The 22,584-nt window shown below is 65.9% G+C and carries 21 protein-coding genes; 7 read left to right on the top strand and 14 right to left on the bottom strand.

Annotation, left to right across the window (positions count from 1 at the left end; all coding sequences use genetic code 11):
- Window positions 1–40: 40 nt before the first annotated feature.
- Genes ACZ1JC_RS24285 through ACZ1JC_RS24265 form a run of 5 tightly spaced genes read right to left on the bottom strand, consistent with a single transcriptional unit; the run spans window position 41 to window position 5,258 of the window.
- Window positions 41–898 (bottom strand): CheR family methyltransferase, encoded by an 858-nt coding sequence (locus ACZ1JC_RS24285; RefSeq protein ID WP_465137728.1) that lies wholly within the window; start codon window positions 896–898, stop codon window positions 41–43.
- Window positions 889–2,010 carry a chemotaxis-specific protein-glutamate methyltransferase CheB gene (cheB, locus tag ACZ1JC_RS24280; protein WP_465137729.1) on the bottom strand — a complete coding sequence of 374 codons (1,122 nt, stop codon included), beginning with the start codon at window positions 2,008–2,010 and terminating at the stop codon, window positions 889–891. The genes ACZ1JC_RS24285 and cheB overlap by 10 nt, the downstream gene beginning before the upstream one ends.
- Window positions 2,011–2,027: 17 nt before the next feature.
- Window positions 2,028–2,393, bottom strand: a complete 366-nt coding sequence (locus ACZ1JC_RS24275; protein ID WP_395327372.1) for a response regulator — start codon at window positions 2,391–2,393, stop codon at window positions 2,028–2,030.
- Between the two features lie 55 nt (window positions 2,394–2,448).
- Window positions 2,449–2,904 (bottom strand): chemotaxis protein CheW, encoded by a 456-nt coding sequence (locus tag ACZ1JC_RS24270; RefSeq protein ID WP_465137730.1) that lies wholly within the window; start codon window positions 2,902–2,904, stop codon window positions 2,449–2,451.
- 2 nt (window positions 2,905–2,906) lie between these two features.
- Entirely contained in the window at window positions 2,907–5,258 is a 2,352-nt protein-coding gene (locus ACZ1JC_RS24265; RefSeq protein WP_465137731.1) for a chemotaxis protein CheA, read from the bottom strand.
- Between the two features lie 213 nt (window positions 5,259–5,471).
- On the opposite strand from ACZ1JC_RS24265, the gene ACZ1JC_RS24260 reads away from it, so the two are divergent.
- The 4 genes from ACZ1JC_RS24260 to ACZ1JC_RS24245 all read left to right on the top strand — a co-directional run bounded on the left by ACZ1JC_RS24260 (window position 5,472) and on the right by ACZ1JC_RS24245 (window position 8,104).
- The gene (locus tag ACZ1JC_RS24260) at window positions 5,472–5,810 is read left to right on the top strand and encodes a hypothetical protein (protein ID WP_465137732.1); all 339 of its coding nucleotides are present in this window, start codon (window positions 5,472–5,474) and stop codon (window positions 5,808–5,810) included.
- 80 nt (window positions 5,811–5,890) lie between these two features.
- Window positions 5,891–6,304, top strand: coding sequence for a response regulator (locus ACZ1JC_RS24255; RefSeq protein WP_465138503.1), 414 nt, complete (start codon window positions 5,891–5,893; stop codon window positions 6,302–6,304).
- A gap of 256 nt (window positions 6,305–6,560) precedes the next feature.
- Entirely contained in the window at window positions 6,561–7,670 is a 1,110-nt protein-coding gene (locus tag ACZ1JC_RS24250; RefSeq protein WP_465148435.1) for an SDR family NAD(P)-dependent oxidoreductase, read from the top strand.
- Entirely contained in the window at window positions 7,667–8,104 is a 438-nt protein-coding gene (locus ACZ1JC_RS24245) for a GtrA family protein (protein ID WP_465137733.1), read from the top strand. The genes ACZ1JC_RS24250 and ACZ1JC_RS24245 overlap by 4 nt, the downstream gene beginning before the upstream one ends.
- Here ACZ1JC_RS24245 and ACZ1JC_RS24240 read toward each other — a convergent pair.
- The 7 genes from ACZ1JC_RS24240 to ACZ1JC_RS24210 all read right to left on the bottom strand — a co-directional run bounded on the left by ACZ1JC_RS24240 (window position 8,076) and on the right by ACZ1JC_RS24210 (window position 16,522).
- Window positions 8,076–9,056, bottom strand: a complete 981-nt coding sequence (locus ACZ1JC_RS24240; protein WP_465137734.1) for a glycosyltransferase family 2 protein — start codon at window positions 9,054–9,056, stop codon at window positions 8,076–8,078. The genes ACZ1JC_RS24245 and ACZ1JC_RS24240 overlap by 29 nt on opposite strands.
- The gene (locus ACZ1JC_RS24235; protein WP_465137735.1) at window positions 9,053–10,018 is read right to left on the bottom strand and encodes an NAD-dependent epimerase/dehydratase family protein; all 966 of its coding nucleotides are present in this window, start codon (window positions 10,016–10,018) and stop codon (window positions 9,053–9,055) included. Before ACZ1JC_RS24235 ends, ACZ1JC_RS24240 begins: the two co-directional genes overlap by 4 nt.
- 66 nt (window positions 10,019–10,084) lie before the next feature.
- Window positions 10,085–11,344, bottom strand: coding sequence for a class I SAM-dependent methyltransferase (locus tag ACZ1JC_RS24230; protein WP_465137736.1), 1,260 nt, complete (start codon window positions 11,342–11,344; stop codon window positions 10,085–10,087).
- A complete protein-coding gene (locus ACZ1JC_RS24225) occupies window positions 11,337–12,560 on the bottom strand; it encodes a DegT/DnrJ/EryC1/StrS family aminotransferase (protein WP_465137737.1) in 1,224 nt (407 codons plus the stop codon). The genes ACZ1JC_RS24230 and ACZ1JC_RS24225 overlap by 8 nt, the downstream gene beginning before the upstream one ends.
- Window positions 12,551–13,708: a CDP-glucose 4,6-dehydratase gene (gene rfbG, locus ACZ1JC_RS24220; protein ID WP_465137738.1), complete on the bottom strand. Its 1,158-nt coding sequence runs from the start codon at window positions 13,706–13,708 to the stop codon at window positions 12,551–12,553. Before rfbG ends, ACZ1JC_RS24225 begins: the two co-directional genes overlap by 10 nt.
- The gene (gene rfbF, locus ACZ1JC_RS24215; protein WP_465137739.1) at window positions 13,701–14,534 is read right to left on the bottom strand and encodes a glucose-1-phosphate cytidylyltransferase; all 834 of its coding nucleotides are present in this window, start codon (window positions 14,532–14,534) and stop codon (window positions 13,701–13,703) included. Before rfbF ends, rfbG begins: the two co-directional genes overlap by 8 nt.
- A gap of 338 nt (window positions 14,535–14,872) precedes the next feature.
- Window positions 14,873–16,522 carry a glycosyltransferase family 39 protein gene (locus tag ACZ1JC_RS24210; protein WP_465169079.1) on the bottom strand — a complete coding sequence of 550 codons (1,650 nt, stop codon included), beginning with the start codon at window positions 16,520–16,522 and terminating at the stop codon, window positions 14,873–14,875.
- 224 nt (window positions 16,523–16,746) lie between these two features.
- On the opposite strand from ACZ1JC_RS24210, the gene ACZ1JC_RS24205 reads away from it, so the two are divergent.
- Genes ACZ1JC_RS24205 through ACZ1JC_RS24195 form a run of 3 tightly spaced genes read left to right on the top strand, consistent with a single transcriptional unit; the run spans window position 16,747 to window position 19,581 of the window.
- Window positions 16,747–17,880 (top strand): glycosyltransferase family 4 protein, encoded by a 1,134-nt coding sequence (locus ACZ1JC_RS24205; RefSeq protein WP_465137741.1) that lies wholly within the window; start codon window positions 16,747–16,749, stop codon window positions 17,878–17,880.
- Window positions 17,877–18,854: an ATP-grasp domain-containing protein gene (locus tag ACZ1JC_RS24200; protein ID WP_465137742.1), complete on the top strand. Its 978-nt coding sequence runs from the start codon at window positions 17,877–17,879 to the stop codon at window positions 18,852–18,854. Before ACZ1JC_RS24205 ends, ACZ1JC_RS24200 begins: the two co-directional genes overlap by 4 nt.
- Window positions 18,847–19,581 carry an HAD family hydrolase gene (locus ACZ1JC_RS24195; protein WP_465137743.1) on the top strand — a complete coding sequence of 245 codons (735 nt, stop codon included), beginning with the start codon at window positions 18,847–18,849 and terminating at the stop codon, window positions 19,579–19,581. Before ACZ1JC_RS24200 ends, ACZ1JC_RS24195 begins: the two co-directional genes overlap by 8 nt.
- On the opposite strand, the gene ACZ1JC_RS24190 is transcribed toward ACZ1JC_RS24195, so the two are convergent.
- Together ACZ1JC_RS24190 and ACZ1JC_RS24185 are read right to left on the bottom strand one after the other, a co-directional pair.
- Window positions 19,558–20,145 (bottom strand): sugar transferase, encoded by a 588-nt coding sequence (locus ACZ1JC_RS24190; protein WP_465137744.1) that lies wholly within the window; start codon window positions 20,143–20,145, stop codon window positions 19,558–19,560. The two genes, ACZ1JC_RS24195 and ACZ1JC_RS24190, sit on opposite strands and share 24 nt — an antisense overlap.
- A gap of 41 nt (window positions 20,146–20,186) precedes the next feature.
- Entirely contained in the window at window positions 20,187–22,514 is a 2,328-nt protein-coding gene (locus tag ACZ1JC_RS24185; RefSeq protein WP_465137745.1) for a GumC family protein, read from the bottom strand.
- Between the last annotated feature and the right edge of the window lie 70 nt (window positions 22,515–22,584).

Raw genomic sequence — 22,584 nt, 5'->3', positions numbered from 1 at the left:
CTATGGAGCAAGTGCCTAGGGAATTACGCTTAAATAAGACTTAAGCCGCGCGGGTGCGGCGCGCGATCTTCGCATGGCGGAAGAAGCCGGGGGCGCCGCGTTCGGGGGCAAGTCGGTCGGTGAGCCCGTGCGTCGTCTCGCCCGCGCCCAGCATCAGCCAGCCATCGGGAGCCAGCGCATTGGCCACGCGCGCGAAGGCGCGTTCGCGCGTGGCGGCATCGAAATAGAGCAGCACGTTGCGGCACAGCACGATATCGAAGGTGGGTGACTGGCCGCCGGGCAGCGGGGGCAGGGGTTCGAGCAGGTTGTGCTCCTCAAACCGCGTCATGCGGCGCAGGCGTTCGCGCACGCGCCAGCCTTGCGGCGTTTCCTCGAACCATTTGATCATCTCGCCCATGGCAAGGCCGCGCTGGATCTGGAACGGGGTGTAGACGCCCTTGCGCGCCACTTCGATCACCGATCCGGAAACGTCGGTGCCCAGGATGGAAATCGTCCAGCCGGCCCAGCGCGCTTCCTGGCTGGCGAAGATCATTGCCAGCGTCAGCGCCTCCTGCCCGGTGGAGCAGCCCACCGACCAGATCGTCAGGGTGCGGGTCTCCGCCCGCGTTTCGGCCAGCGAGGGCAGGACTTGGCCGGTAAGATAATCGAAGAACGCACGGTCGCGGTAGAAATAGGTCTCGTTGTTCAGCAGGGCTTCCACCATCTGCCGCGCCAGCGTGGTCTGGCGCGTGGGCGAGAAGGTGGCGATCAGCTGGTCGATGCTGGTGATGCCATATTCGCGGCAAAGGCCGGAAAGCGCCGATCCGATGCGCCAGCGGCGGTTGTCGGGCAGTTCCTGCCCGGTGCGCGCCTTCAGCAGATCGGCCAACAACCGTTCGGAGGCGAGGCTCACTTGCATGACAGCGCTCCGATCCCGGCGATCACGCGCTGGGCCAGTTGTTCGGGCGGCAGTACGGCGCTGGCAAGCCCGGCTTCCGCCACCGCGCGGGGCATCCCCCACACGGCGGAGCTGGACTCGTCCTGCGCAAGGATCGCGCCGCCTGCCGCGACCAGACGGGCCGCACCCAGCACGCCGTCGCGCCCCATGCCGGAAAGCACGACGCCCAGCGTGCGGTCTCCCATTTCTTCCGCGAGGGAGGCGAACATCACGTCCAGAGAGGGCAGGCAGCCACTGGGCGCGGGTGTGCGATCCAGCCGCACGACCAGCGCTTCGCCCTTGCGGCGGAAAGCCATGTGCGCGTCGCCGGGGGCGATCAGCACGCAGTTCGGCTCCAGCGGCATGTCGTCTTCCGCAAGCAGCGTTTCACAGCCGGAGGCGGTGCGGATCTGGCGCGCGAAATAGGGAATGATCGCGGGCGGCAAGTGTTGGGTGATGACCGCGGGCACGCCCAGTTGCCGGGGCAGCGCCGCGAACAGGCTGGCCAGCGCGTGGACGCCGCCGGTGGAGGCGCCGATGGCCAGCACTTCGGCGGGGAGATGGGCTGTTTTCTGGGCCGCGGCGGCAATGGGCTTGCGCAGCTTCGGCGGCGAAGGGGCATCACGGCGCAAGGCGTGCGGCGCGGGCAGGGCGGCATGGCCCAGTTCGCGGATCTTGCCGAGCAGCAGATCGCGATAGTCGCCGTGAAAGCCGCGTGCGACGGGCTTGGGAATGGTATCCGCGGCGCCCAGCGCCAGCGCGGAAAGCGTGTCCGCCGCGCCATCGACGGTGAGCGAGGAGACGACCAGCACGCGTGCACCGCGTGCGCGTTCGATCAGGCGGGGCAGCGCCTCCAGCCCGCCCATGCCGGGCATGTCCAGATCGAGAAGGATCACATCGACGCGGCTTTCGCGCAGGACCTCCAGCGCTGCTTCGGCGTTGCTGGCAATGGCGGTGACTTCAAGGCCGTCGGCCCCTTCCACCATGCGCTTCAGCGCGGTGCGGGCCACCAGCGAATCATCGATGATCATCAGCCGCACGGGCGGCAACAGCGTTACGCGGGCGTTGCGCCGGCGCAGCGAAGGCAGGGGCATCGGCGAAAGCTCTGGGTTCAGGCCACGCCGACCAGTTGCAGTTTCATGTGCAGCGTATCGTGATCGAACGGCTTCATCACATATTCGTCCGCACCGGCGGCGATGGCCGCTTCGATATGCGCGGAATCGCTCTCGGTGGTGCAGAACACGACCTTGGGCTGGTTGGAATGGCCGGTCTGGCGCAGCAGGCGCAGGAATTCGATGCCGCTCATCACCGGCATGTTCCAGTCCAGCAGGATCACGTCGGGCATGGCCACTTCGCAGCTGAGCATCGCCTGCTGCCCATCGCAGGCTTCGCTGACCGTGAAGCCCAGCGCCTCCATCGATTGCCGCGAGAACTTGCGGATCAACCGCGAGTCGTCGACGATCAGGCAGGTTTTCATAGTACGCTTCCTTATCCCCAGAGCCCGATACTAGTCGTTTTACGTAACCAAGAGTTTAAGCGGGGTGGGTCGTGGCGAGAATTTCATGTTCTGGGCCGGTGATCAGGGCAGCAACATTTGCCACCAACAGAGGGCCAAGCGCGGTTTCGACAAGGCCGTGCGACATGGCCGCCCAATTTCCTTCCATCCAGGCGCGGACGGGTTCCGGTTGGCTCCATGCCTCGGTCACGTCCTCCACTTCGTCCAGCAGCAGGGCGTAGGAGTGGCCTTCGTGGACGATGACGGCGGCCGGGGCGCCGGCTCCGCGCCGGTCGCTTTCGCCCAAATCGAGTGCGCGGCGGCCGTCGATTACCGTCAGCACGCGGCTGCGCAGGCCGGAAAGACCGGCGATATGCGGCGGTGCGCAAGGCACCGGGGTCATGACTTCCAGCGTGATGACCGACTGCACATCGCGCGAACGCAATGCGATGTGGCGGCCGGCCAGCGTGACGATGACGAGAAGCTCTCCCATGCTCAGGCCCTCCCGGCGTGGCGGCGCAGCGCACCCATCAGCGCGGCCTGGTCATAGCGGTAGATGCTGGAATCGCCCGTCTCGCCGGGATCGGCGCGCAGGCGGATCACTTCGCGCGCAGATTTGGCGTCGAGCCCGTGATCGTGCGCAAGAATGGCCAGATCGGCTTCGTCCGGCGTGTCTGCCGCGATCACGCGATAGCCGGCCGCCTCCACCATCGGGCGCACGAAATTCTGGATCCAGGCATCGTCGGCAGGCAGGCGGCACACCGGCCGGACCACGCGCGAGGGCGTGCGCGAATGGCGCGCGAAAAGCTGGTAGGGCGCCACGATCCGCGTTGCCACGCCGTCGATCAGGACGATGGGATCTTCATCCTCCGCACCGCCGGATGCGATCACGGCGGCATCCACATCGCGGATTTCCAGCGCTTCGGTCACGGCATAGGCGATCTCGCGGCGCTCGTCGGCGTCGCGCCCGTCGGTCAGGCGCAGCAGGCGCAGGGTTTCGCCCACTTCGCTCAGCGAGGTAAGGCCGTCCAGCGGCAGGATGCTTTCGCGGATCACCACCAGCTTGCGGTCGCCCTCCAGGGTGATCGCATCGGGAGAGACCTCCTCCAGCCGGTCCAGCACGCCCACCGGCATGGCGCGGCGGGTACCGTCCAGCGCGTCGAACAGCAGGACCTGCATCGTGCGGCGGGGCAGGGCGGGGCCAAGGTCGGGCAGGCGCGCGCGGCGTTCCAGGGCGTCGACGCCAAGGCCGCCGGCGCGCGCCATGCCGCTCACTTCCAGCAGCAGGATCGGATGGCCATCGTCGGTCAGTGTGGTGCCGGCGTAGAGCCCAGTGGCGATGATTGCAGGCGCGGCGGGCTTGATGACCAGTTCCTCGTGCCCGAAAACTTCGTCCACCATCAGCGCGAAATAGCCGCCGCCGGCGTGGCGGAGCACGATGACCGGGCGCGACGCGTCGCAGGCATCGTCCGACAGGCGCAGCACGCGGCCGGCCGAGAGGCAGGGCAGGCGGCGATCGCGAATGCGCGCCAGCATGGCGCCGCCCACTTCGTCGATCTCCAGCGTGCCTTCGGTCAGGTGGACGATCTCCTCCACCGAACTGCGCGGGATGGCGAAGCGCTGGCCGCTGATGCCAAGGGTGACGGCGGGAATGATCGTCAGCGTCAGCGGCACGCGCAGGGTGACGCGGGTGCCCATGCCGGGCGTCGAATCGATCTCGATCGAGCCGCCGATGCGTTCGATATTGGCGCGCACCACATCCATGCCGACGCCGCGCCCGGAAATCGCGGTGACCGTCTCGGCCGTGGAAAGGCCAGCCTCGAACATCAGTTCGAAAGCTTCGGATCGGCTGAGGCGAGCCGCCTCGTCCGCGCCGATGATACCGGCAGTCACGGCCTTTTCGATCAGGCGTGCTTCGTTGATGCCGCGTCCGTCGTCGACGATGTCGATCAGGATCTTGTTGCCGGTCTGGCGGGCGGAGACAGTCAGGCGGCCGACTTCCGGCTTGCCCGCTGCGCGGCGCAGCGGCACGACTTCGATGCCGTGGTCGATGGCGTTGCGCACGATGTGGGTCAGCGGGTCGCGGATGATCTCCACCATCTCGCGGTCCAGCTCCACGTCGTTGCCGGCAATTTCCACATGCACCTGCTTGCCCAGTTCGGCGGCCAGATCGCGCACCATGCGGGGCAGGCCGGAAAACAGGCTCTCCACCCGCTGCATCCGCGTGCGCGTCATCGCATCGCGCACATCGGCGATGATCGCGGAGAGGCGGTCGAACGGCTCGTGGACTTGCGGTTCCACCTGGCTCTCGCGCAAGTGGCGGGACAGTTCGTTGCGGGCCAGCACCATGTCGGAAACGCCGCTCATCACCTTGTCCAGCAGTTCGACCGGGATGCGGATCGTGCGCTGCGGCTGGGCGGTGCGCGATCCGGCGGAGGCGGCAGGCGCGGCGGGGGCGGCCAATGCGGTCACCGGGGAGGCAGCGGGCTGCAACGCGGCGGTCAATGCCTCGTCACCGCCTTCGGGGAACGTCTCGCCCGCTTCGATCGCGTCCACCATGTCGCCCACGCGGTCGATCACCGCCAGCACGCCGCTGACCAGCGCGGCGTCAGCGGTGCGACGCCCGGCGCGCACATCGGCCAGCGCGTCCTCGGCCGCATGGCTGAGCGCTTCCAGGCGCCGCAGGTCCACGAAGCCGCAATTGCCCTTCACGGTGTGCAGGAAGCGGAAGATCGAATCGAGGCGCGCACGATCGCCCGGGTCTTCCTCCCAGGAAATCAGTTCGCCCCCCAGCGCTTCCAGCATTTCGCGGGTTTCGGCGACGAAGTCTTCGAGCAATTCGTCCATTAAAGAGCCCCCAAACCCAAGGCTGCGCCCCAGGCAGTCCCGGGGGCTTATGCGGCGCAATAAATTAACCAAGAGTATAGGCGGGCGCATTCGCGGAGACCGGAAACCGGCGTTTTGCCGCTTCGCAACGATCCCTGCGCGCAAGTTTGGTAAAATTTCCTTTTCAGCAAGGATTTCCCCCTAGCCTGTCGGGCAAGCGAGGGAGACCGTGCGGTGATCGAGATCGAAGTCCAGAACGAGACGCGCCAGACGCAGGAGACCGTGCGGTTCGCCGCCGTGCCCCGCATCGGCGAGGGCGTGAGGCTGCAGGATCCCAGCGGATTCTGGGTTTCCTACGATGTCGTGGACTTGTGGTACCAGAAGGCCGAATTCGGCGAGATCTGGATGCCCTATATCCACGTCCGCATGACGCCGTCTGAACTCAACGTCGAATCGCTGCCCCGGCCCGAGCCGGTGGCCGAGGACAAGCAGGAAGTGATCGAGACGGCCAAGAAGGTCGCCAAGATCCTCCAGTCCCACGACAATGTCCTTCAGGCCAACGAGAACGCGTGAGCAAGGGAGTAAGTGTCATTCTTGAAGGTCTGATCAAGCGCTCTCAGGCGCCCGCGCGTCCCACGGCCGAGGCTGCGCCCGTGCAAGTACCTCAACCGGCGCCCACCGCCGCACCGGAAGCGCCGCGCGGCCGGCGCGGTCTGATCGTGGACGATTCGCGCGTGATCCGCAAAGTGTCGCGCCGGATACTGGAGGCGCTGGGCTATACCGTGTCGGAGGCGGAAAACGGCGAGGAAGCACTCAGCAAGTGCGTGGCCGCGATGCCCGATCTGATCCTGCTGGACTGGAACATGCCGCTAATGGGCGGCTTGGAATTCGTGACTGCGCTGCGCGGGATGCAGGGCACGCACCGGCCCAAGGTCGTGTTCTGCACCACCAACTCCGAAAACGGCGATATCCGCAAGGGCATCGAAGCGGGTGCGGACGAATATGTGATCAAGCCCTTCGATCACCACACCCTGCACATGAAGCTGCAAGGCATCGGCGCGGCGTAAGGGCGCCAACGCCTCCGCCATGGCGGGCCCGGCGACGATTCTGGAACAGTGTCCTTTGGGCCTGTGAGCTTTGAACCGCCGTGGGGCATCCTCCCAACGGGGTCTTACGCCGAAGGAGATGGTGGCCGCTCCCCAATGACACGTCGCCATCGCCTTAGGAGGGATTGCCCGTCCGCGCATCGCCCCGCACTTTTCGCATAGTGTCAGGCGCCTGTGCCACAGTCGCGCCGCGTCGCTGCCGAAGGGAGCCAGTCCAGTGAACGCCAGCCTCGACAACGCCGTCTCTGCCCTTGGCTCAGGCGCCGGACACGCGCCGGGACCGGCCCCTGTCCTTGTCACCGGTGCAGCCGGCTTTATCGGCCATGCCGTTGCGCACCGGCTGCTGGCGCGCGGCGAGCGGGTGATCGGCGTCGATATCGTCAACGACTACTACGACCCCGCGCTGAAGGAAGCGCGGCTGGCGACGTTCGATGGGCACCCCGGCTTCACTTTCCACCGTATGGACGTGGCCGACGCCGATGCGCTTGCGGCGCTGATGCGCAAGGCGGGCGTGCGGCGGGTGGTGCATCTGGCCGCGCAGGCGGGCGTGCGCTACAGCCTTTCGCATCCTTTCGCCTATCAGCATTCGAACCTTGCGGGCCATCTTTCGGTGCTGGAAGCCTGCCGCCACGCGCCGGGGTTCGAGCATCTGGTCTATGCCTCTTCCAGCTCGGTCTATGGCGACCGGTCGCTGAACGGGCAGGGATTTTCGGAGGATGACGCCACCGTCTCGCCCGTCTCGCTCTACGCCGCCACCAAGCGTTCGTGCGAGTTGATGAGCCATGCCTATGCCGGGCTCTACCACTTCGCCCAGACCGGGCTGCGGTTCTTCACCGTCTATGGTCCCTGGGGCCGGCCGGACATGGCCTATTTCAGCTTCACCGGAAAGATCATGGCGGGCGAGCCCATCGAGGTCTACGGTGAGGGCAAGATGGCGCGCGACTTCACGTATATCGACGACATCGTCGACGGCGTGATCGGCGCGCTGGACAATCCGCCGGGCGGTGGAGACTACGATCCGCTGCACCGCGTGCTCAACATCGGGGACAGTCGGCCGGTGGGACTGATGGACATGATCGCCGCGCTGGAAGCGGCGCTGGGCCGCGATGCGGTCAAGATCATGCGGCCGATGCAGCCGGGCGACGTTACCGCCACATATGCCGATGTCAGCCGCCTGAACGCGCTGACCGGCTATCACCCGCAAGTCATGCTGGAGGAAGGGCTCCAGCGCTTTGCCGACTGGTATCGCGGGTTTTATGCCAAAGAGGTCGGGGTCGGCGAGGTCGAGGCCGGCGAGGTCGAGCCATCATCGCTCGCAGCCGAATGAGACAGGGCCTGCCGCCTGCGACGACATGGCGCGGCGAACTGGCCACGCTGATCCGTTTCGTGCTGGTGGGGGCGGCCAATACCGCGATCGGCTATGCGCTGATCCTGTGCTGGCTTTACGCCGGGCTGGGCGATTATGCCGCCAATGTCGCGGGCTTTGCGATGGGGCTGCCGATTTCCTGGGCACTGCACCGCAGGCTGACCTTCCGCGCGCGGCACCGGCCGGATGGCGGCGAACTGGTGCGCTATGTGCTGGCGTTTCTTACTGCCTATGGCGCCAACCTTGCCGTGATCGTGCTGGGCCGGGCGGCTGGATTGGGATCGTCCGGTGCCGCGGCGCAGCCGGCGCTGCTGCAGGGGCTGGCAGTGTGCACCTATGCCGCGGTGCTGTTCGTGTTGACGCGCCTTATCGTGTTTCGCGGGCGACCAGTGTGACCACTTCGGGGAAGTTCAGCCGGCTTTCCACGATGGGATTCGAGGCGCTCTTGGCCTGAAGGAACAGGCGGCCGACATATTCGCCCAGGATGCCCATGAAGATCGAGTTTATGGCAATCGACATCAGCAACAGGATCGTGGTGGTGGCGAAACCGGCGGGCCAGTGCTGGCCCAGAAACACCCGGCCGACCAGATAGACGAAAGTCAGCAACAGCGTCAGCGCCCCGATCATGATGCCGGAGATCGAGGCGAAGCGCAGCGGCAGCAGCGAATGGTTCAGCACGCCGTCCACCGCCAGCGAGATCATCGATTTCAGCGGGAACTTGCTTTCGCCCGCCGCGCGGTCGGCGCGGTCGTACTCCAGCCCGATCTGCGAAAAGCCCATCGCGCTGATCAATCCGCGCAGATAGGGGGAGGCATCGTCCACCTTGTGCAGTTCCACCAGAATCCGCCGGTCGACCAGGCGGAATTCGCCCGCGTTCACCGGCAGTTCGTCGTCGCTGATCCAGGTGATGAACCGGTAGAAGGCGCGCCGCGCGGTCGCGACGAAGAAATTGTCCTGCAGGCTGCGGCGTATGCCGTAGACGACCTGATGGCCCAGCCGCCAGAGCTGCAGCATTTCCGGGATCAGTTCGGGCGGATCCTGCAGATCGCAGTCAAGCTGGATGGAGCAGGCGCCGGTTGCCGCCTTGTAGGCGCAGAGCAGCGATCGTTGATAACCGTAATTGCGCGAAAAGCGGATGACCTTCAGCCCGCGATCCTTGGCAGCCAGTTCTTCAAGCAGTTCGAAGGTTCGATCGGTCGAATGATTGTCGGTAACGATGATCTCGTAACTGTATTCGGGCAGCTTTTCGAAGACGCGCACGATCGTCTCGTAGCAGCGCACGACGTTCTGTTCCTCGTTCAGCGCGGGCACCAGGATCGATATCAGGGTCTTTGGTTCTCCGCTCACCGTTCCGACCCCGCCATGCTGCGCATTCGCTGTTCGGCCGCGATCGTCTGCCGCAGCCCTTCCTCAAGCCCGATCTGCCGTTCCCAGCCAAAGCGCACGCGTGCCAGTTCGGCCGAGCAGCGCAGTTCCATCGGGCTTTCGCCAGGCAGCGCGCGGTGCATCGCTATCAATGCGGGATCGCAGTCGGTCAGTTCGACGACGCGCCGGGCCACTTCGCGCATCGTCGGCGCCATGTCGGAACTGACGTTGACGACCGTGCAGTCGTTGGGGGCCAGTTCCGCGATCCGCACCAACGCGGTGACCGCGTCGGACACATGCAGCAAATCGCGCCGGTCGTCGGGCCGCCGGACGGTGATCTGGCGCTGGGCAAGTACCGCGTCGATCAGCGCCGGCACAAGGAAATTGCAGGACTGGCGGGGGCCATAGCACAGCGCCAGCCTTGCGGTGATAACGGGAAAGGGCAGCGCGGGGGCCAGCATTCCCAGGCAGTTGGTCGCCGCCAGCATTCCCATGCCATAGGGCGTCAGCGGACTGGCCCGGCCGGTTTCGCTGTAGGGCAGCGCCACACGGCCATATTCGGCGATGGTGCCGCCGCGGATCACCACGGAAGGCGGATCGGGCAGATCGGCCAGCGCTTCCACCAGATTGAGCGCGGGATCGACATAAAGCCCGATTGCCTCACGCGCGTTGGCGAAGTTCGGCTCGATCGAAAGGCGGGTTTCGGCGGCAAGATGGAATACGCGGTCGGGCAGGATCGCGGCCACGCGCTCGGCCACGGCGGCCTTGTCCGAAAGGTCCAGGCGGTGGATCACAAGCTTGTCCGCAATCGCGGAAAGCCGCGCCAGGGAGGAGGCAGGGCGCTGGAAGACGTGGACTTCGTCCCCTTCCGCCAACAGGCGCGCGGAAAGGTGCGAGCCGATGAAGCCGGCTGCACCTGTAACCAGCGAGACTGATTTGCTCACCTCGGTACCCTTTCCGTCCAGCCCATTCGTTCCCGGAAACGTGGCGGGCAGTTCTTTCTTTCCCCGTCAGGCAACGATCCTCGGCACCGGCAGCGGCACCAGGAACCGTCCGCCGCGGGCGCGGAAAGCGGCCTGCTGTTCGAAGATCTCGTCGAAGAAATTCCAGGCGAGCACGAAGAGCACGTCGGGCTGTTCCTCCTCGATCGCTTCGACGGGACGGATCGGGATGCGCGTATTCGGCGAATAGAGCCCGTGCTTCAGCGGGTTCTTGTCGACCAGAAAATCCAGATACTTCGTGTCGATCCCGTAGTGGGTGATCAACGTGTTGCCGCGCGCGCTGGCGCCGTAGCCTGCGATCTTCAGGCCCTTTGCCTTCATTTCGTCCAGCATGGCGATCACGTCGGTGCCCATCGCCGCGACGCGCCCGGCCAGTTCGTCGTAGGTTTCGCGCAGCAGCATCCCGCCGGCGACTTCGTCCGCCAGCATCGCCTGCGCCTCGTCGCTGGGGCCAAGGCCCATCGCCTTGCGGTTGATGAAGATGCGCATGGAACCGCCGTGGATATCGGGCAGGGACTGCGCGTGGGTCACTTCAAGGTCGAAGAACCCGGCCAGCTTCGCGATGGAGAGCAGGCTGAATTCGGACACATGCTCGTGATAGATATTATCGAATTCGGTGTGATCGATGTATTCCATCGCGCGTGGCACTTCGATGACGAACGTGCCGTCTTCGGCCAGCAGCACGCCGATCGCCTGCATGAACCGGCGCAAGTCGCCGATGTGGTTGAAGGTATTGGTGGTGACGATCACCTTGGCCGGGCCGCGTTCTTCCAGCACTTGAGCGGCGGACTGCGGATGGAAGTAATCGACGAAAGTCTCCACCCCGCGCTCGGCCGCCATAGCGGCGATGTTCTCCGCTGGGTCGAATCCCAGCGTGCGGCAGCCCAGCGCGTTGCAGCCGGAAAGCAGCAGCCCGTCGTTGCTGCCGATGTCGACGATCAACCCGCCATCGGCGCGCTCTGCCAGCACTTCGGCCAGCCCGGCGAAATGGCTGTGCATCCGCGTGGCGCCCGAAGGGACGTAGAGGTAGTGGCGGAAGAAGTCGGCCGGAACCTGATCGGCAATCTCGATCAGCCCGCATTGCAGGCAGACCTGCGTGTTCAGCGGGAAGGCCGGCTGCGGCTTGTCGAGATCTTCCGGTGCGATCAGCATCTGGCCCGGCGCGTGATCGCCCAGCGGCAGGAACAGGTACGGATCGGGCGCCAGACAGGCCCGGCAGGTGTGCAGCACGCTGCCATCGACATCGGCGCGGTGGAGTTGTTCAAGCATCGGCTGCCTCCTCGAAACGGGGGGATGACGAAAGGGAGGCGACGAAGCCTTCGAAACATTCGTGCATGTAATCGATGTGTGCCTCCGTCAGGCCGTGGTGGCAGGCCAGCAGGATGCCGCCCATCATCACCGCGTCGGCCACCGGATAACCCTCGGGCGCGGCCTTGACGGTAACGCCCTGCATGGCCGGCTGGCGCAGAATATTGCCGGTGAAGACCGGGCGCGTCTGGATGTCGCGCTGTTCGAGCCAGATTTGCATCTGCGTGCGCGTGAACGGCGCGTTCGCGCGGATGGTCAGCGGGAAGGCGAGCCAGCCGGTGCGCGATTCCGGCAATTGCCGGGGCAGTTCGAACCAGTCCTCATAGGTCTTGAAGAAATCGAACTGGCGGCGGAAATTGTGTTCGCGCGCGGCGATGTTGGTTTCCAGCTTCTTCAGCTGGACCAGACCGAAGGCCGCGCCCATTTCCGAAGGCTCCACATTGAAGCCCAGTTCGTCGAACAGGAACTTGGCGTCGTAGTCGATGCCGTCGAGCGCGACGTTGAAGCGCTTGTCGATGCTTTCGGAATCGACGTGCAGCGAACTCGTCCGCCCCCATGACCGCAGCAGCAGCGCGCGGCGGGCCAGATCCTCGTCCGAAACGCAGATCATGCCGCCGTTGCCGCCCGCGTTGATCACGTGCGATCCGTAGAAGCTGGTGGTGGAGATATGCGAACGCGTGCCGGTGCTGGTGCCGCGCAGCGTGGCGCCCAGCGTATCGGCGCTGTCCTCCACCACGATCAGGCCGTGCGCATCGGCAATCGCACGGATGCGGTCCCAGTCGGGCAGGTTGCCGATCAGCGAGGGGATCATCATCGCCCTGGTATTCGGCCCGATCATCGCCTCTATGCGGTCGACATCGATATTGTAGGTGCCCACTGCCGAATCCACGAAGGCCGGCACCAGCCGCGAACGGACGATCGGGGCCACGGTGGTCGCGAAGGTGAGGGCAGGGGTGATTACCTCGCTGCCTTCGGGCAGGTTCAGCAGTTCCACCGCAAGGTAGTTTGCCGAGGATCCGGAATTGACCATGATCCCGTGGCCCTTGGCGAAGAGCGCGGCCACCTGTTCCTGCATGGCGCGCACTTTCGGGCCCATCTGGGTCGACGTCCGCAACACTTCGACGACGGCGGCGATCTCTTCCTCGCCATGGACGGTCTGGCCATAGTTCACGCGCATATCGTTGCTGATCCTCCCTGAGGATGGGTTTCGTGCTGGTCGGTTCGGGCAAAAGTGCCGAAATATCGGGCGATCTGCGCCTCGGTGAAGGCGCGCATGTCGGGTCCGCTGCGGGTGGCGGCGCGGTACCATTCGGCCGTCATCGCCACGGCCTGCTCGGTCGTCAGGCGCGGCCGCCAGCCAAGGCGGGCATGCGCCTTGCTGGAATCGAGCGTCAGCATTCCGGCCTCGTGCGGATCGTCGGGCCGGTGGCCGAAAGCGATCTGCGCAACCCCCGGCCCCCAGGCATGCTGGAAGCGGCGGGCCAGTGCCTCCACGTCGATGAAACCTTCTGCACTGGGGCCGAAGTTGAACGCTTCGGCGTAGCGGACGGCATCGCCGCCCAGCAGCTTTGCGCCCAGCATCAGGTATCCGGTGAGCGGTTCCAGCACATGCTGCCACGGGCGCACGCTGGCCGGGTTGCGGATCGTCACGGCGGCCCCATCCATGGTGGCGCGCACGATGTCGGGCAGTAGCCGGTCCACCGACATGTCTCCCCCGCCGATCACGTTGCCCGCGCGGGCGGTGGCGATCTGGCAGCGATAGGGATCGGCGAAGTACGAACGGCGGAACGCGGCGGCCACCAGTTCGGTGCAGCCTTTCGACGCGCTGTAGGGATCGGCCCCGCCCAAAGCGTCGCTCTCGCGATAGGGCCATTCCCATTCGCGGTTGTCATAGCACTTGTCGCTGGTGACGACGACGACGCCGCGCACCGTGTCCATCCGCCGCACCGTATCGAGCACGACGGCGGTACCGGTGACGTTGGTGGCGAAAGTCTCCACCGGATCGTCGTAGGACGGGCGCACCAGCGCCTGCGCGGCCAAGTGGAACACGAGGTCCGGCGCCAGCCCGTCGCAGGCCGCGCGATAGGCGGCGGCGTCGCGAATGTCCGCCACTCGGTGGTCGACCAGCCCCTCAAGGTCGACCGCGTGAAAAAAGTCAGGACCTTGCGGGGGGCGTTGCAAGGCGATCCCAGAAACCTCGGCGCCCAGTCGCCTGAGCAGGAGGCACAGCCAGCCACCCTTGAAGCCGGTATGGCCGGTCACCAGAATCCGCTTGCCACGGTATACCGCTGCAAGCGCCTGATCCGGAGAGCCTTCGTCAGGCATGTTGCAGTTTGGGGCCATCGGTGCTGAGCACCGGCTGCCCATTTTCGAAATCCATCCACGGCGGCAGCGTCTGGGTGCCCAGCTTTTCCAGCGTGTCGCGATCGCGCACGGTGTCCATCGGATGCCAGAAGCCCTTGTGCTTGAAGGCCATCAGCTGGCCGTCGTGGGCAAGGCGGGTGAGCGGGGCCTGTTCCAGCGGCTCCTCGTCGCCGACCAGGTAATCCAGCACGCCCGGTTCGAAGACGAAGAAGCCGCCGTTGATCCAGGTTTCGTACTTGACCACCTTCTCGGTGAATTCGACGACCTGGCCGCCCTTGCCGGCGCATTCGCCCAGTTCAAGATTGCCGAAGCGTGCGGGGGGCTGCACGGCGGTGACGGTGGCCAGCTTGCCGTGCGCGCGGTGATATTCCAGCAGCGCCGTAATATCGATGTTACCCACCCCGTCGGAGTAGGTGACCATGAAAGTCTCGTCATCCAGCCACGATTTCAGCCGGCGAATGCGTCCCCCGGTCATCGTTGCCAGGCCCGTGTCCACCACGGAGACCCGCCAATCGACCTTGGATGTGGGCCGCAGCGCCATCTCGCCATTGCCGATGCCCACCGTGAAGTCGTTCGACATCAGGTGAAGATCCTGGAAGAAACTCTTTATCGCCATGGCCTTGTAGCCACAGGCGACGATGAAGTCGTTGTGGCCCCAATGGTCGTAGATATCCATGACGTGGAGCATGATCGGTCGCCCGGCCACTTCGACCATGGGCTTCGGGATCCGAACCGTTTCTTCGGCGAGGCGGGAGCCAAGGCCGCCGGCAAGCAGGACGACTTTCATAACAGTCTCTCCGGACACGGAAATTTCAGAGGAAATTGTCCGCTGGATGAGGCCAAGGTTAAGGGCAGAGCGCGCGTCCGATGAAATGGGCATCGGGGGTAGGCAGCTTTAGCCAGCAGGGGCACCAAAGGGCTAAGAAGCTGTTTGGCAAATGCCCCCAAGGGCATTTTTGCGCGGCGACGGCACGATAGCAGCAGTCTGGGCGACCCGGAGGTTCGCGGATCATCCACATGGGGTGGCCAGATGGATGCCCAGATAGGCGGTGTGTCGGGAAATTGTCGGACGGCGCGCGCGTCCATAATCGCCGCAAGCGGTATATGGCGCTGCTGCGGTGGCTCCTATCGCACAGCCACGGTATTGGCGGCCGGTCGCCGGAACAGGCGCAGTTCCTTGTGCTTGCCCTGGCTGACGAACTCCGCATAGCCGCGCGTGCGGGCATAGTCGGCAAAGGCCTGCTCCAGCGGCTCGTCCCCGTTCACAAGAATTGCAGGCGGGGGCGCGGAATCGAGGAACGCCACCAGCCGCGTCGGCGACGTGGTGGTATAGTATTGGCGGTCCGTCGGCGCGATCAGGTCGCCCACGCGGTAGACGAATTGGCCGGCGGCGAATTCGCGGGGGACCGTGAAGCCGCCTTCCAGTGCAATCGCCGGGGACAGCGTGACCGCCGCTTCGCCGCCGGTAAATCCTGCCTCGCGCGCCAGGGCCCGCGCATCCCGGTGGAGCGAGACCGGCTCCCAGCGTGCCGGCCGGGCCAATGAGACGAGCCCGGGCCCCAAGCGAGACAGGGCGCAGAGCAGCGCAACCAGCATCAGCGCCAGCAGCACCGCATCGGCGGCTGGCCGGTCGATCGGCGCCGTACGTGCGCGTAGCAGCAGCAGCAGCAGCAGCAGGAACGGGATCGGCGGCACGAAGTATTGCGGAAAGGAGGGTGAGGGGACGAAGGCGATCACGAAGCCCATCGCGCCCAGAGACGCCGTCAGCACCACGGGCCAGGAGAACAAGGTGGCGATCCCGGCCTGCACGCCGCTGCGCAGGAATGGCAGCGCGGCAAGGATCGCGATGCCCGCCAATGTCAGCAACGTGGCGTTGGCGGTCCAGATGTCTTCTCCAAGCAGCACTTTCTGTGCCGTGGTCATCACTTTGGGCTCTGTGGAAATGGCCCAGTATTCGGGCTGCACCTGGGTGAAATAGCGCAGCGTGTGGGCAAAGAACGCCTGCGGGTCGCTGGCCATTGCCAGCAACACCGGCATCCCCGCGAAGAGCCCGCCCAGCGCCAGAGGCAGCGTACCCTGCATCAGTCTCTGGCCGAGCGGGCGCGAGCTGGGGGCAAGCACCGTGGTCAGCGCCAGGAAGGGGGCAAGGAAGATGTAGTTCACCTTCAGCGCGATGGCGCCCGTCGCCAAGATGCCCGCGATCAGGCAGGACAGGGCGGAGGGGCGGTCGCGGTCCAATCCCAGGATCAGGAAACCGATGGCGAACAGGGTCAGCGGAACCGGCAGGAAATTGTTGGTTGCCAGCATGCCCGGCGCGCCCAGCAGCAAGACATTGCACAGCAGCAGCACGGCGGCGGCCAGAAAGCCCCAGGCGCCCGCGCGCGTTACCCGGGCCGCGAACCAGAGGGCGAAAAGCGCCGCGATCCACCCGACGAAGACCAGCAGGCGCCCCATCAACAGGTACCGCGCGGCGCCGGTAATCCAGTAGAGCGCACCCAGCAGCCAGGGCAGCAGCGGCAGGTGATTGTAGCCGAGATCCCGGTAGATGTCGGCCCCGCTGGATAGCGCCGATACGGCGATGAACAGGTTCTCGTCCCGTCCCAGCGGCATGGACATCATGCGGCCCAGCACGCAGGCCAGCAGAAATGCCAGCAAGGCGAAGCCCGCCAGCGAGGGAAACGGGGGCTGCGCGTCCCGGCTTCGGCCGGTCAGCCGCTCGTCATCGCCGAGCATTTCGCGCGTTTCGTCCAGCATCATCGGGTTCCCCGCGGACATTCGATCCCACCCAATTCTGTCTCCCCCCCGTGCCCGCGGCGAGCGCGATTAGGGCGTAATCACTCTGGATGACGATCCCCTCCGATGCCGGGAAGGGGCCGAGTTCCCTTCGCCAATAAAGGGTTAGACCGCATGACCTGATTTCGCCCTCTCGCCCTTGGGTTAATTTCGACCGGTCAGAAGCAAAGCGCGCAGGCCCACACTTGGTGCAAGAGAACGAACCGATGCACGTTGCGATCCTTGCTTCCGGGTTGGGGGCAGGAGGGGCGGAGCAAGTCATCGCCCAGCTTGCGCGGCATTGGTGCACGGTGGGGCATCGCGTCACGATAATCGCCTTCGACCAGCCGGGAGTGCCAGTCTATCACCAGCTTCCGCGCGAAGCGGCCGTGCGCCGCCTGGGTGGAGGCAGGGGCGCCATGGGGGTGGCCGGCCGTGTAGTGGCGCTGCGCCGGGTGCTGGCGGAATCGGCCCCCTCGGTCCTCTGTTCCTTCCTGACCAAGAACAACCTGATCGCCGCGCTGGCGACGATGGGCACCGCCACACGCCTGATCTGTGCGGAGCGCAACAATCCCGAACGGCAGAACATGCACCCGCTTTGGACTCGCGGGCTGGATCTGCTCTATCGCCGCGCGGATGCCATCGTTTGCCAGACGGAGGCGGTGCGCCGCTGCTTTCCGGTGGCTGTCCGCCGCAGGCTGGTGACGATTCCCAATCCCGTCGCCCCTCCAGACGTCTTTCCTTCATCTGGCGATGCGCGGCGGATTTGCGCGGTCGGCCGGCTCGCGCACCAGAAGGGATTCGATGTGCTGCTGCGTGCCTTCGCGGCAATCGCCGCACGCCATCCTGCATGGACGCTGACGATCCGGGGAGAGGGGCCCGATCGCGCGGCCCTGGAAGCGGCCATCGCCACATTGTCGCTGGAAGGACGGGTACGGCTGCCGGGGCTGAGCCCGGTTCCGCGCGGATGGGTGGCCGAATGTGACCTCTTCGTGCTTTCGTCCCGCTATGAAGGATTTCCCAATGTGCTGGCCGAAGCGATGGCGGCCGGGTTGCCGGTGGTTTCGTCCAACTGCGATTTCGGCCCGGCGGACATGATGGAGCACGGACGTACCGGCCTGCTGGTTACGCCGGACGATTCGCAGGCATTGGCCGCTGCCATTTGCGAGATGATCGAGGACCGTGCCGCGCGGGAGCGGATGGGCATGGCTGCGGCGGAGGCCATGGCGCGTTTCGCGCCCGAACGCGTGCTAGGGCGGTGGGATCAGTTGCTGGGCGCGGTGGCGACATCGGGCAAGGCCTGGCGCAGGAACCCGGGACATCTGCAGGTTGCCGCCAGGGCGGCGGAGGCACGCCGATGACCACTTCCGCGCGGCACATCCGCATTCTGTTCACGTCCGCCGGGCGGCGGGTCGAACTCACGCGCTGTTTCCGCCGCGCGGCCGAGGCGCTGGGACTGCGCGCGCACATCCATGCCTGCGATTTCGTGCCCGAGCTGAGCGCTGCCTGCATGGATGCCGATGTGGCTTTCGCGGTGCCGCGCTGCACCGATCCTACTTACGTCGATCACCTGCTGGGCTATTGCGCGCGGGAGGGGATCGACCTTCTGGTGCCCACGATCGATACCGAGCTGGAGGCGCTTGCCGGCGCGAAAGCGCTTTTCGCCGAACTGGGCACGCAGGTGCATGTCAGCGACCCGGATACGGTGGCGGTGGTGCGCGACAAACAGCGGACCATCGATGTGCTGGCAGCAGCGGGCGTGCCGGTGCCGCGCACCGCGCCGATGGACGAGGTGCGCGCTGTGCCCCACGAATGGCGCTGGCCGGCCTTTGCCAAGCCGGTGGGCGGCAGTGCCAGCCGGGGCATCGGCGTGCTGGAAGGGCCGCAGGATATTGCCGCCGGCTATCCCGAACCGATGCTGGTGCAGGAACTGCTGCGAGGGCCCGAATATACGGTCAACATGTATATCGATGCGGCCGGGCGCATGCTTTCAGCCATTCCCCATCGCCGGCTTTTGGTGCGCGGCGGGGAAGTAGAGAAAGGCGTGACCACGCGCGATGACCGGTTCGGCGCGATTGCCGAAGGCGTGGCGGCAGCGCTGCCCGGGGCGCGGGGCGTGCTGTGCTTCCAGTTGATCGACGACCCCCAGCGCGGCCCATGCGTGTTCGAGATCAATGCTCGCTTCGGCGGCGGCTATCCTTTGGCCGATCACGCCGGTGGCCGTTATGCCGAAAGCCTGCTGGCCATCCTGACGGGCGGCACCGAATGCGCGACGCAGGACTGGCGCGAGGACGTGACCATGGTGCGCTACGACGCGGCCGTGTTCCGTGGCTGACGTCGTCCTTCCGGGCGATTGCGTCGTGGTTTTCGATCTGGACGATACGCTCTACCTGGAACGGGATTTCGCGCTGAGCGGATTTGCTGCGGTGGGCCGCCGGCTGGAATCGCGGCATGGGATCACCGGCTTTGCCGAAGAATGCACGCGGTTGCTGGACGAAGGCGTGCGCGGTTCCATTTTCGATCACGCGCTGGCCGCGTTGGACGCCGCAGGCGCCGGAATTGCGATTGCCGATCTGGTCGAACTCTATCGCCGTCACCGGCCGAAGATCACGCTTGCCCCCGATGCCGCCCGGCTGCTGGATCGTATCGACGGGCGATCGGGTGGGCTGATTACCGACGGACCGGCGCGGATGCAGGCTGGCAAGGTTGGTGCGCTGGGCATTGCCGCGCGGCTGGGCCGACTGGTGCTGACCGGCATGTTGCCGCCCGGTTGCGGAAAGCCGCACCCGATGCCGTTCGCACTGATGGAGCGGTGGTCCGGCCGGGCACCGCAGGACCATGTCTATATCGCCGACAATGGCGCCAAGGATTTCGTCGGGCCCCGTGCGCGCGGGTGGCGCACGGTGCAGATCTTGCGGGAAGGGCGCATCCATCGCGGCGATCCGCCTACCGCCGCCCATGCCGCCGATGCCGTGGTGGATACGCTGGATTCGATCGAACTGGATGGCATGCAACAACGAGGAACCGGGCCGGCCCGATCACTCCGCAGTTGGGGCACCTGAAGCCAGCGCAATCGCCGGCTGCCGCCGCTCTCCGCCGATCATCACCCAAACCGTGCGGGCAAGGATCCGCATATCCAGCCAGGCTGAGGCACGCTCGACATACCAGAGATCGAGCGCGATCTTCTCGTCCAGCGAAAGTAGGGTATTGCCGTTTACCTGCGCCCAGCCGGTCAGTCCGGGGCGGACCCTGCCGCGTGCCACGCCCCTTGATCCCAACCCGGCGATGGTTTCGGGCAGCAGCGGGCGGGGGCCGACGAAAGTCATGTCTCCGCGCGCGACGTTCCACAGCCCGGGCAGTTCGTCCAACCGGCTGCGGCGCAGAAAGCGTCCGAAGCCGGTCACGCGTGCCTCATCGGGAAGCGGGCGACCGTCCGGCCCGTTCGCGTCCCGCATGGAGCGTAGCTTGAACAGGGTGAACGGCTTTCCATCCAGACCCGCGCGTTGCTGGCGAAACATCACCGGCTTGCCCATGGAGAGGCGAACGCCCAGTGCCAGGCCGGCCAGAAGTGGCAGGGTAGGGATCAGCAGCGCGGCGCCCAGCGCCCGGATCGCAAGGCGTCGCATAAGAGTTCAATCCTTTCCGGGTCGGTACTTTGCCGGGGCGTTCACACTTCGGAGGGGCGCCAGGAGTGGCCGCGGAAGAAGCGGCGGACGCGTGCGGCCCAGGCTTCGTGCACGGGAACCGGCGAGGAGTAGTAGGTCGCCGAATCCGCGTAGTACTGCACGGAGTCGCCATAACGGCGGCGAGCATGTTCGGCATAGTCGACCTGATCGAAGATCACGCCGCCCACGCTGTCGTCCAGCGATTCCAGCGCGGCCCGCATCTGGTCGCCCGTGGTTACGCCCCAGCGGGCCACCATCACCGTCTGGTCGGCGAAGTTGCACATGGCGCGGGCATCGCGCACGGCCAGCGTTGCCGGGGCGTTGATGATCACCAGGTCGAACCGTTCGCGAAGCTGTGAAAGCAGCGTCCGCAGGCGGTTGGAAGAGAGCAGTACCGCCGGTTCGGCCACGGGCTCCTTGGCGCTGAGTAGCACGATCTGGTTGGCGACGCTTTCGCCGGACATGCTCGCTTCGGGCGAATCGTAGGGATTGCCCTTCTGCGGGATCGCCAGGCTGTCCAGCTCTGCACGGCCGCAGACGATATCCACCAGATCGGGCGCGGTGGTTTCGTTCTGCAACTGCTGCAGGGCCCCGCGCTTGCGCAAATCGAGGTCCAGCACCACCGTCCGTTCGCCAAGGGCAATGCCGGCGGCGGCGAGCGTGAGAGAGACGGTGGACTTGCCATCGCCCGGCAGGGGCGAGGTGACGAGCACCACTTGCACTCCGGCCCTTCGCTGCAGCCCGCGCACTTCGGTATAAGTGGAGCGGGCCACTTCGGCGAAGAGGGACTGCGGCTCGGTGATGACCGGGCTTTCCTTGGGATCGACGGGCAGGTCGCGCGGCAGCAGCGGCAGCATGCCCAGCGTGGGCAGGCCGAACTGGCGGCGGATCTGCGCGTTGGTCCGCAGGCGATCGTCCAGGAAGTCACGCAGGTAGGCGATCATCAGCGCCAGAATGGCGGACCCGACGAAGGCGGTAAGACCCAGCTTGAGCGGGGTGGGTGCAATCGGATCGTAATTGGGCACGGCCGGCGAAACGACGGAGGAGGACACGCCTTCCATCTGCATCTGCGCGCGGACCTGTTCGATGCGGGCGGAGATCGACTTGAAGGCATCGTCGTCCAGCTCGGCCTGACGCAGCAGCTTGTCCAGTTCCACGCGGTTTACGGTGTTCTTGTAGGCCATCGAACTGAGGCCGGCGACGATGCCTTCCAGGCGCGACGCCTGCGCGGAATCGCCATCGGCCTCGCTACGGGCGATCTGCGCCATCTGCGCGCCCTTGGCGCCGGCATCTGCTGCGGCGGCGGCCTGAACGGTGTTGCGTTCCTGTGCGATGCTCTGGTCAACGGCCGCAAGCTGCGAATTGACGCGCTTCACATCGGGATGGTTAGGGCCAAGGCTGGTGCTGAGTTTCGAGGCTTCGCCCACCAGTTCGCCTCGGCGTTGTTCCAGCGCGTTGAGAGCGGCGGAGGTCGCAGTTGCGGTGCTCTGGATCGCGGCGGCGCGGGCGATGCCGGCGCTGCGGGCGGCAGCACCATCGCGCGCGGCGGTGGCAGCGGCGCTCTGCACGGCGATTCGGTTGATCTGGTTCAGATCCTCATCGGTGCCGGCGCCGGCCAGCATGTGGTTGCGCGTGCGGAAATCGGCCACCAGTTGGGCCGATGCCTGCGCCGTGCGGCCCCGGGCCTGCTGTTCCTGTTCTAGCGAGGCGAGCAGTTCGCCGCGCCGCTCGTTCGACTTGGCACCGCGCAGCGCGCGGACGGCCGGCGGAATCTCGTTGGCGATGTCCGCCGCCAGTTCGGGAGAGCGGGCGACCACGGCGATCTCGATAAGGTCCGATCCGGCTTCCGAATCAATCGTGATCATTGAGGTCAGCTTGTTGATGCCGGCCTGCAACAGCGGCTTTCCGGTCAGCTGCGGGTTGCCCAGTTCCTTCAGGAAATCGGGATTGTGCAGCAGGTTCAGGTCTTTGATGACCTGTTCCGCCGCCGATCCGGACCGATGCAGGCGCACGGCGTTGGCCACGCGTTCGGCGTTGCGTGAATTGACGTCCGCCTGGTTGGTGCCCACCTGGTCGATCAGTTCGACCTGTACATTGGTGCTCGACCGATAGAGCGTGGGGGACAGCATCTGCTGGACCACGACCGCCAGCGTCGTGACTCCAACAATCACCAGGATCATCGTGCGGTAGCGCTGGATGATGCGCAGCAGGTCGCGCAGCGTCACCTGACCATCCGGGGCCGTGCCCTGATCGTTCCTTGATCGGCCGTAGGGTAGAGGACGCCTTATCCGGCCGTATTGCGGCACATCGGGAACGAGTGCGGAAGTCATATTGGCCCTCCGAATAGGCAACGCCCGGGGAACGCCCCCCACGGCAGATTGATTTGAGTATGACCCCCGG

The organism is Sphingomonas sp. BL-S-28, from assembly GCF_055521515.1.
The sequence above is the reverse complement of the archived record's forward strand: the minus strand, read 5'-3'. Positions and strand labels throughout refer to the sequence as shown.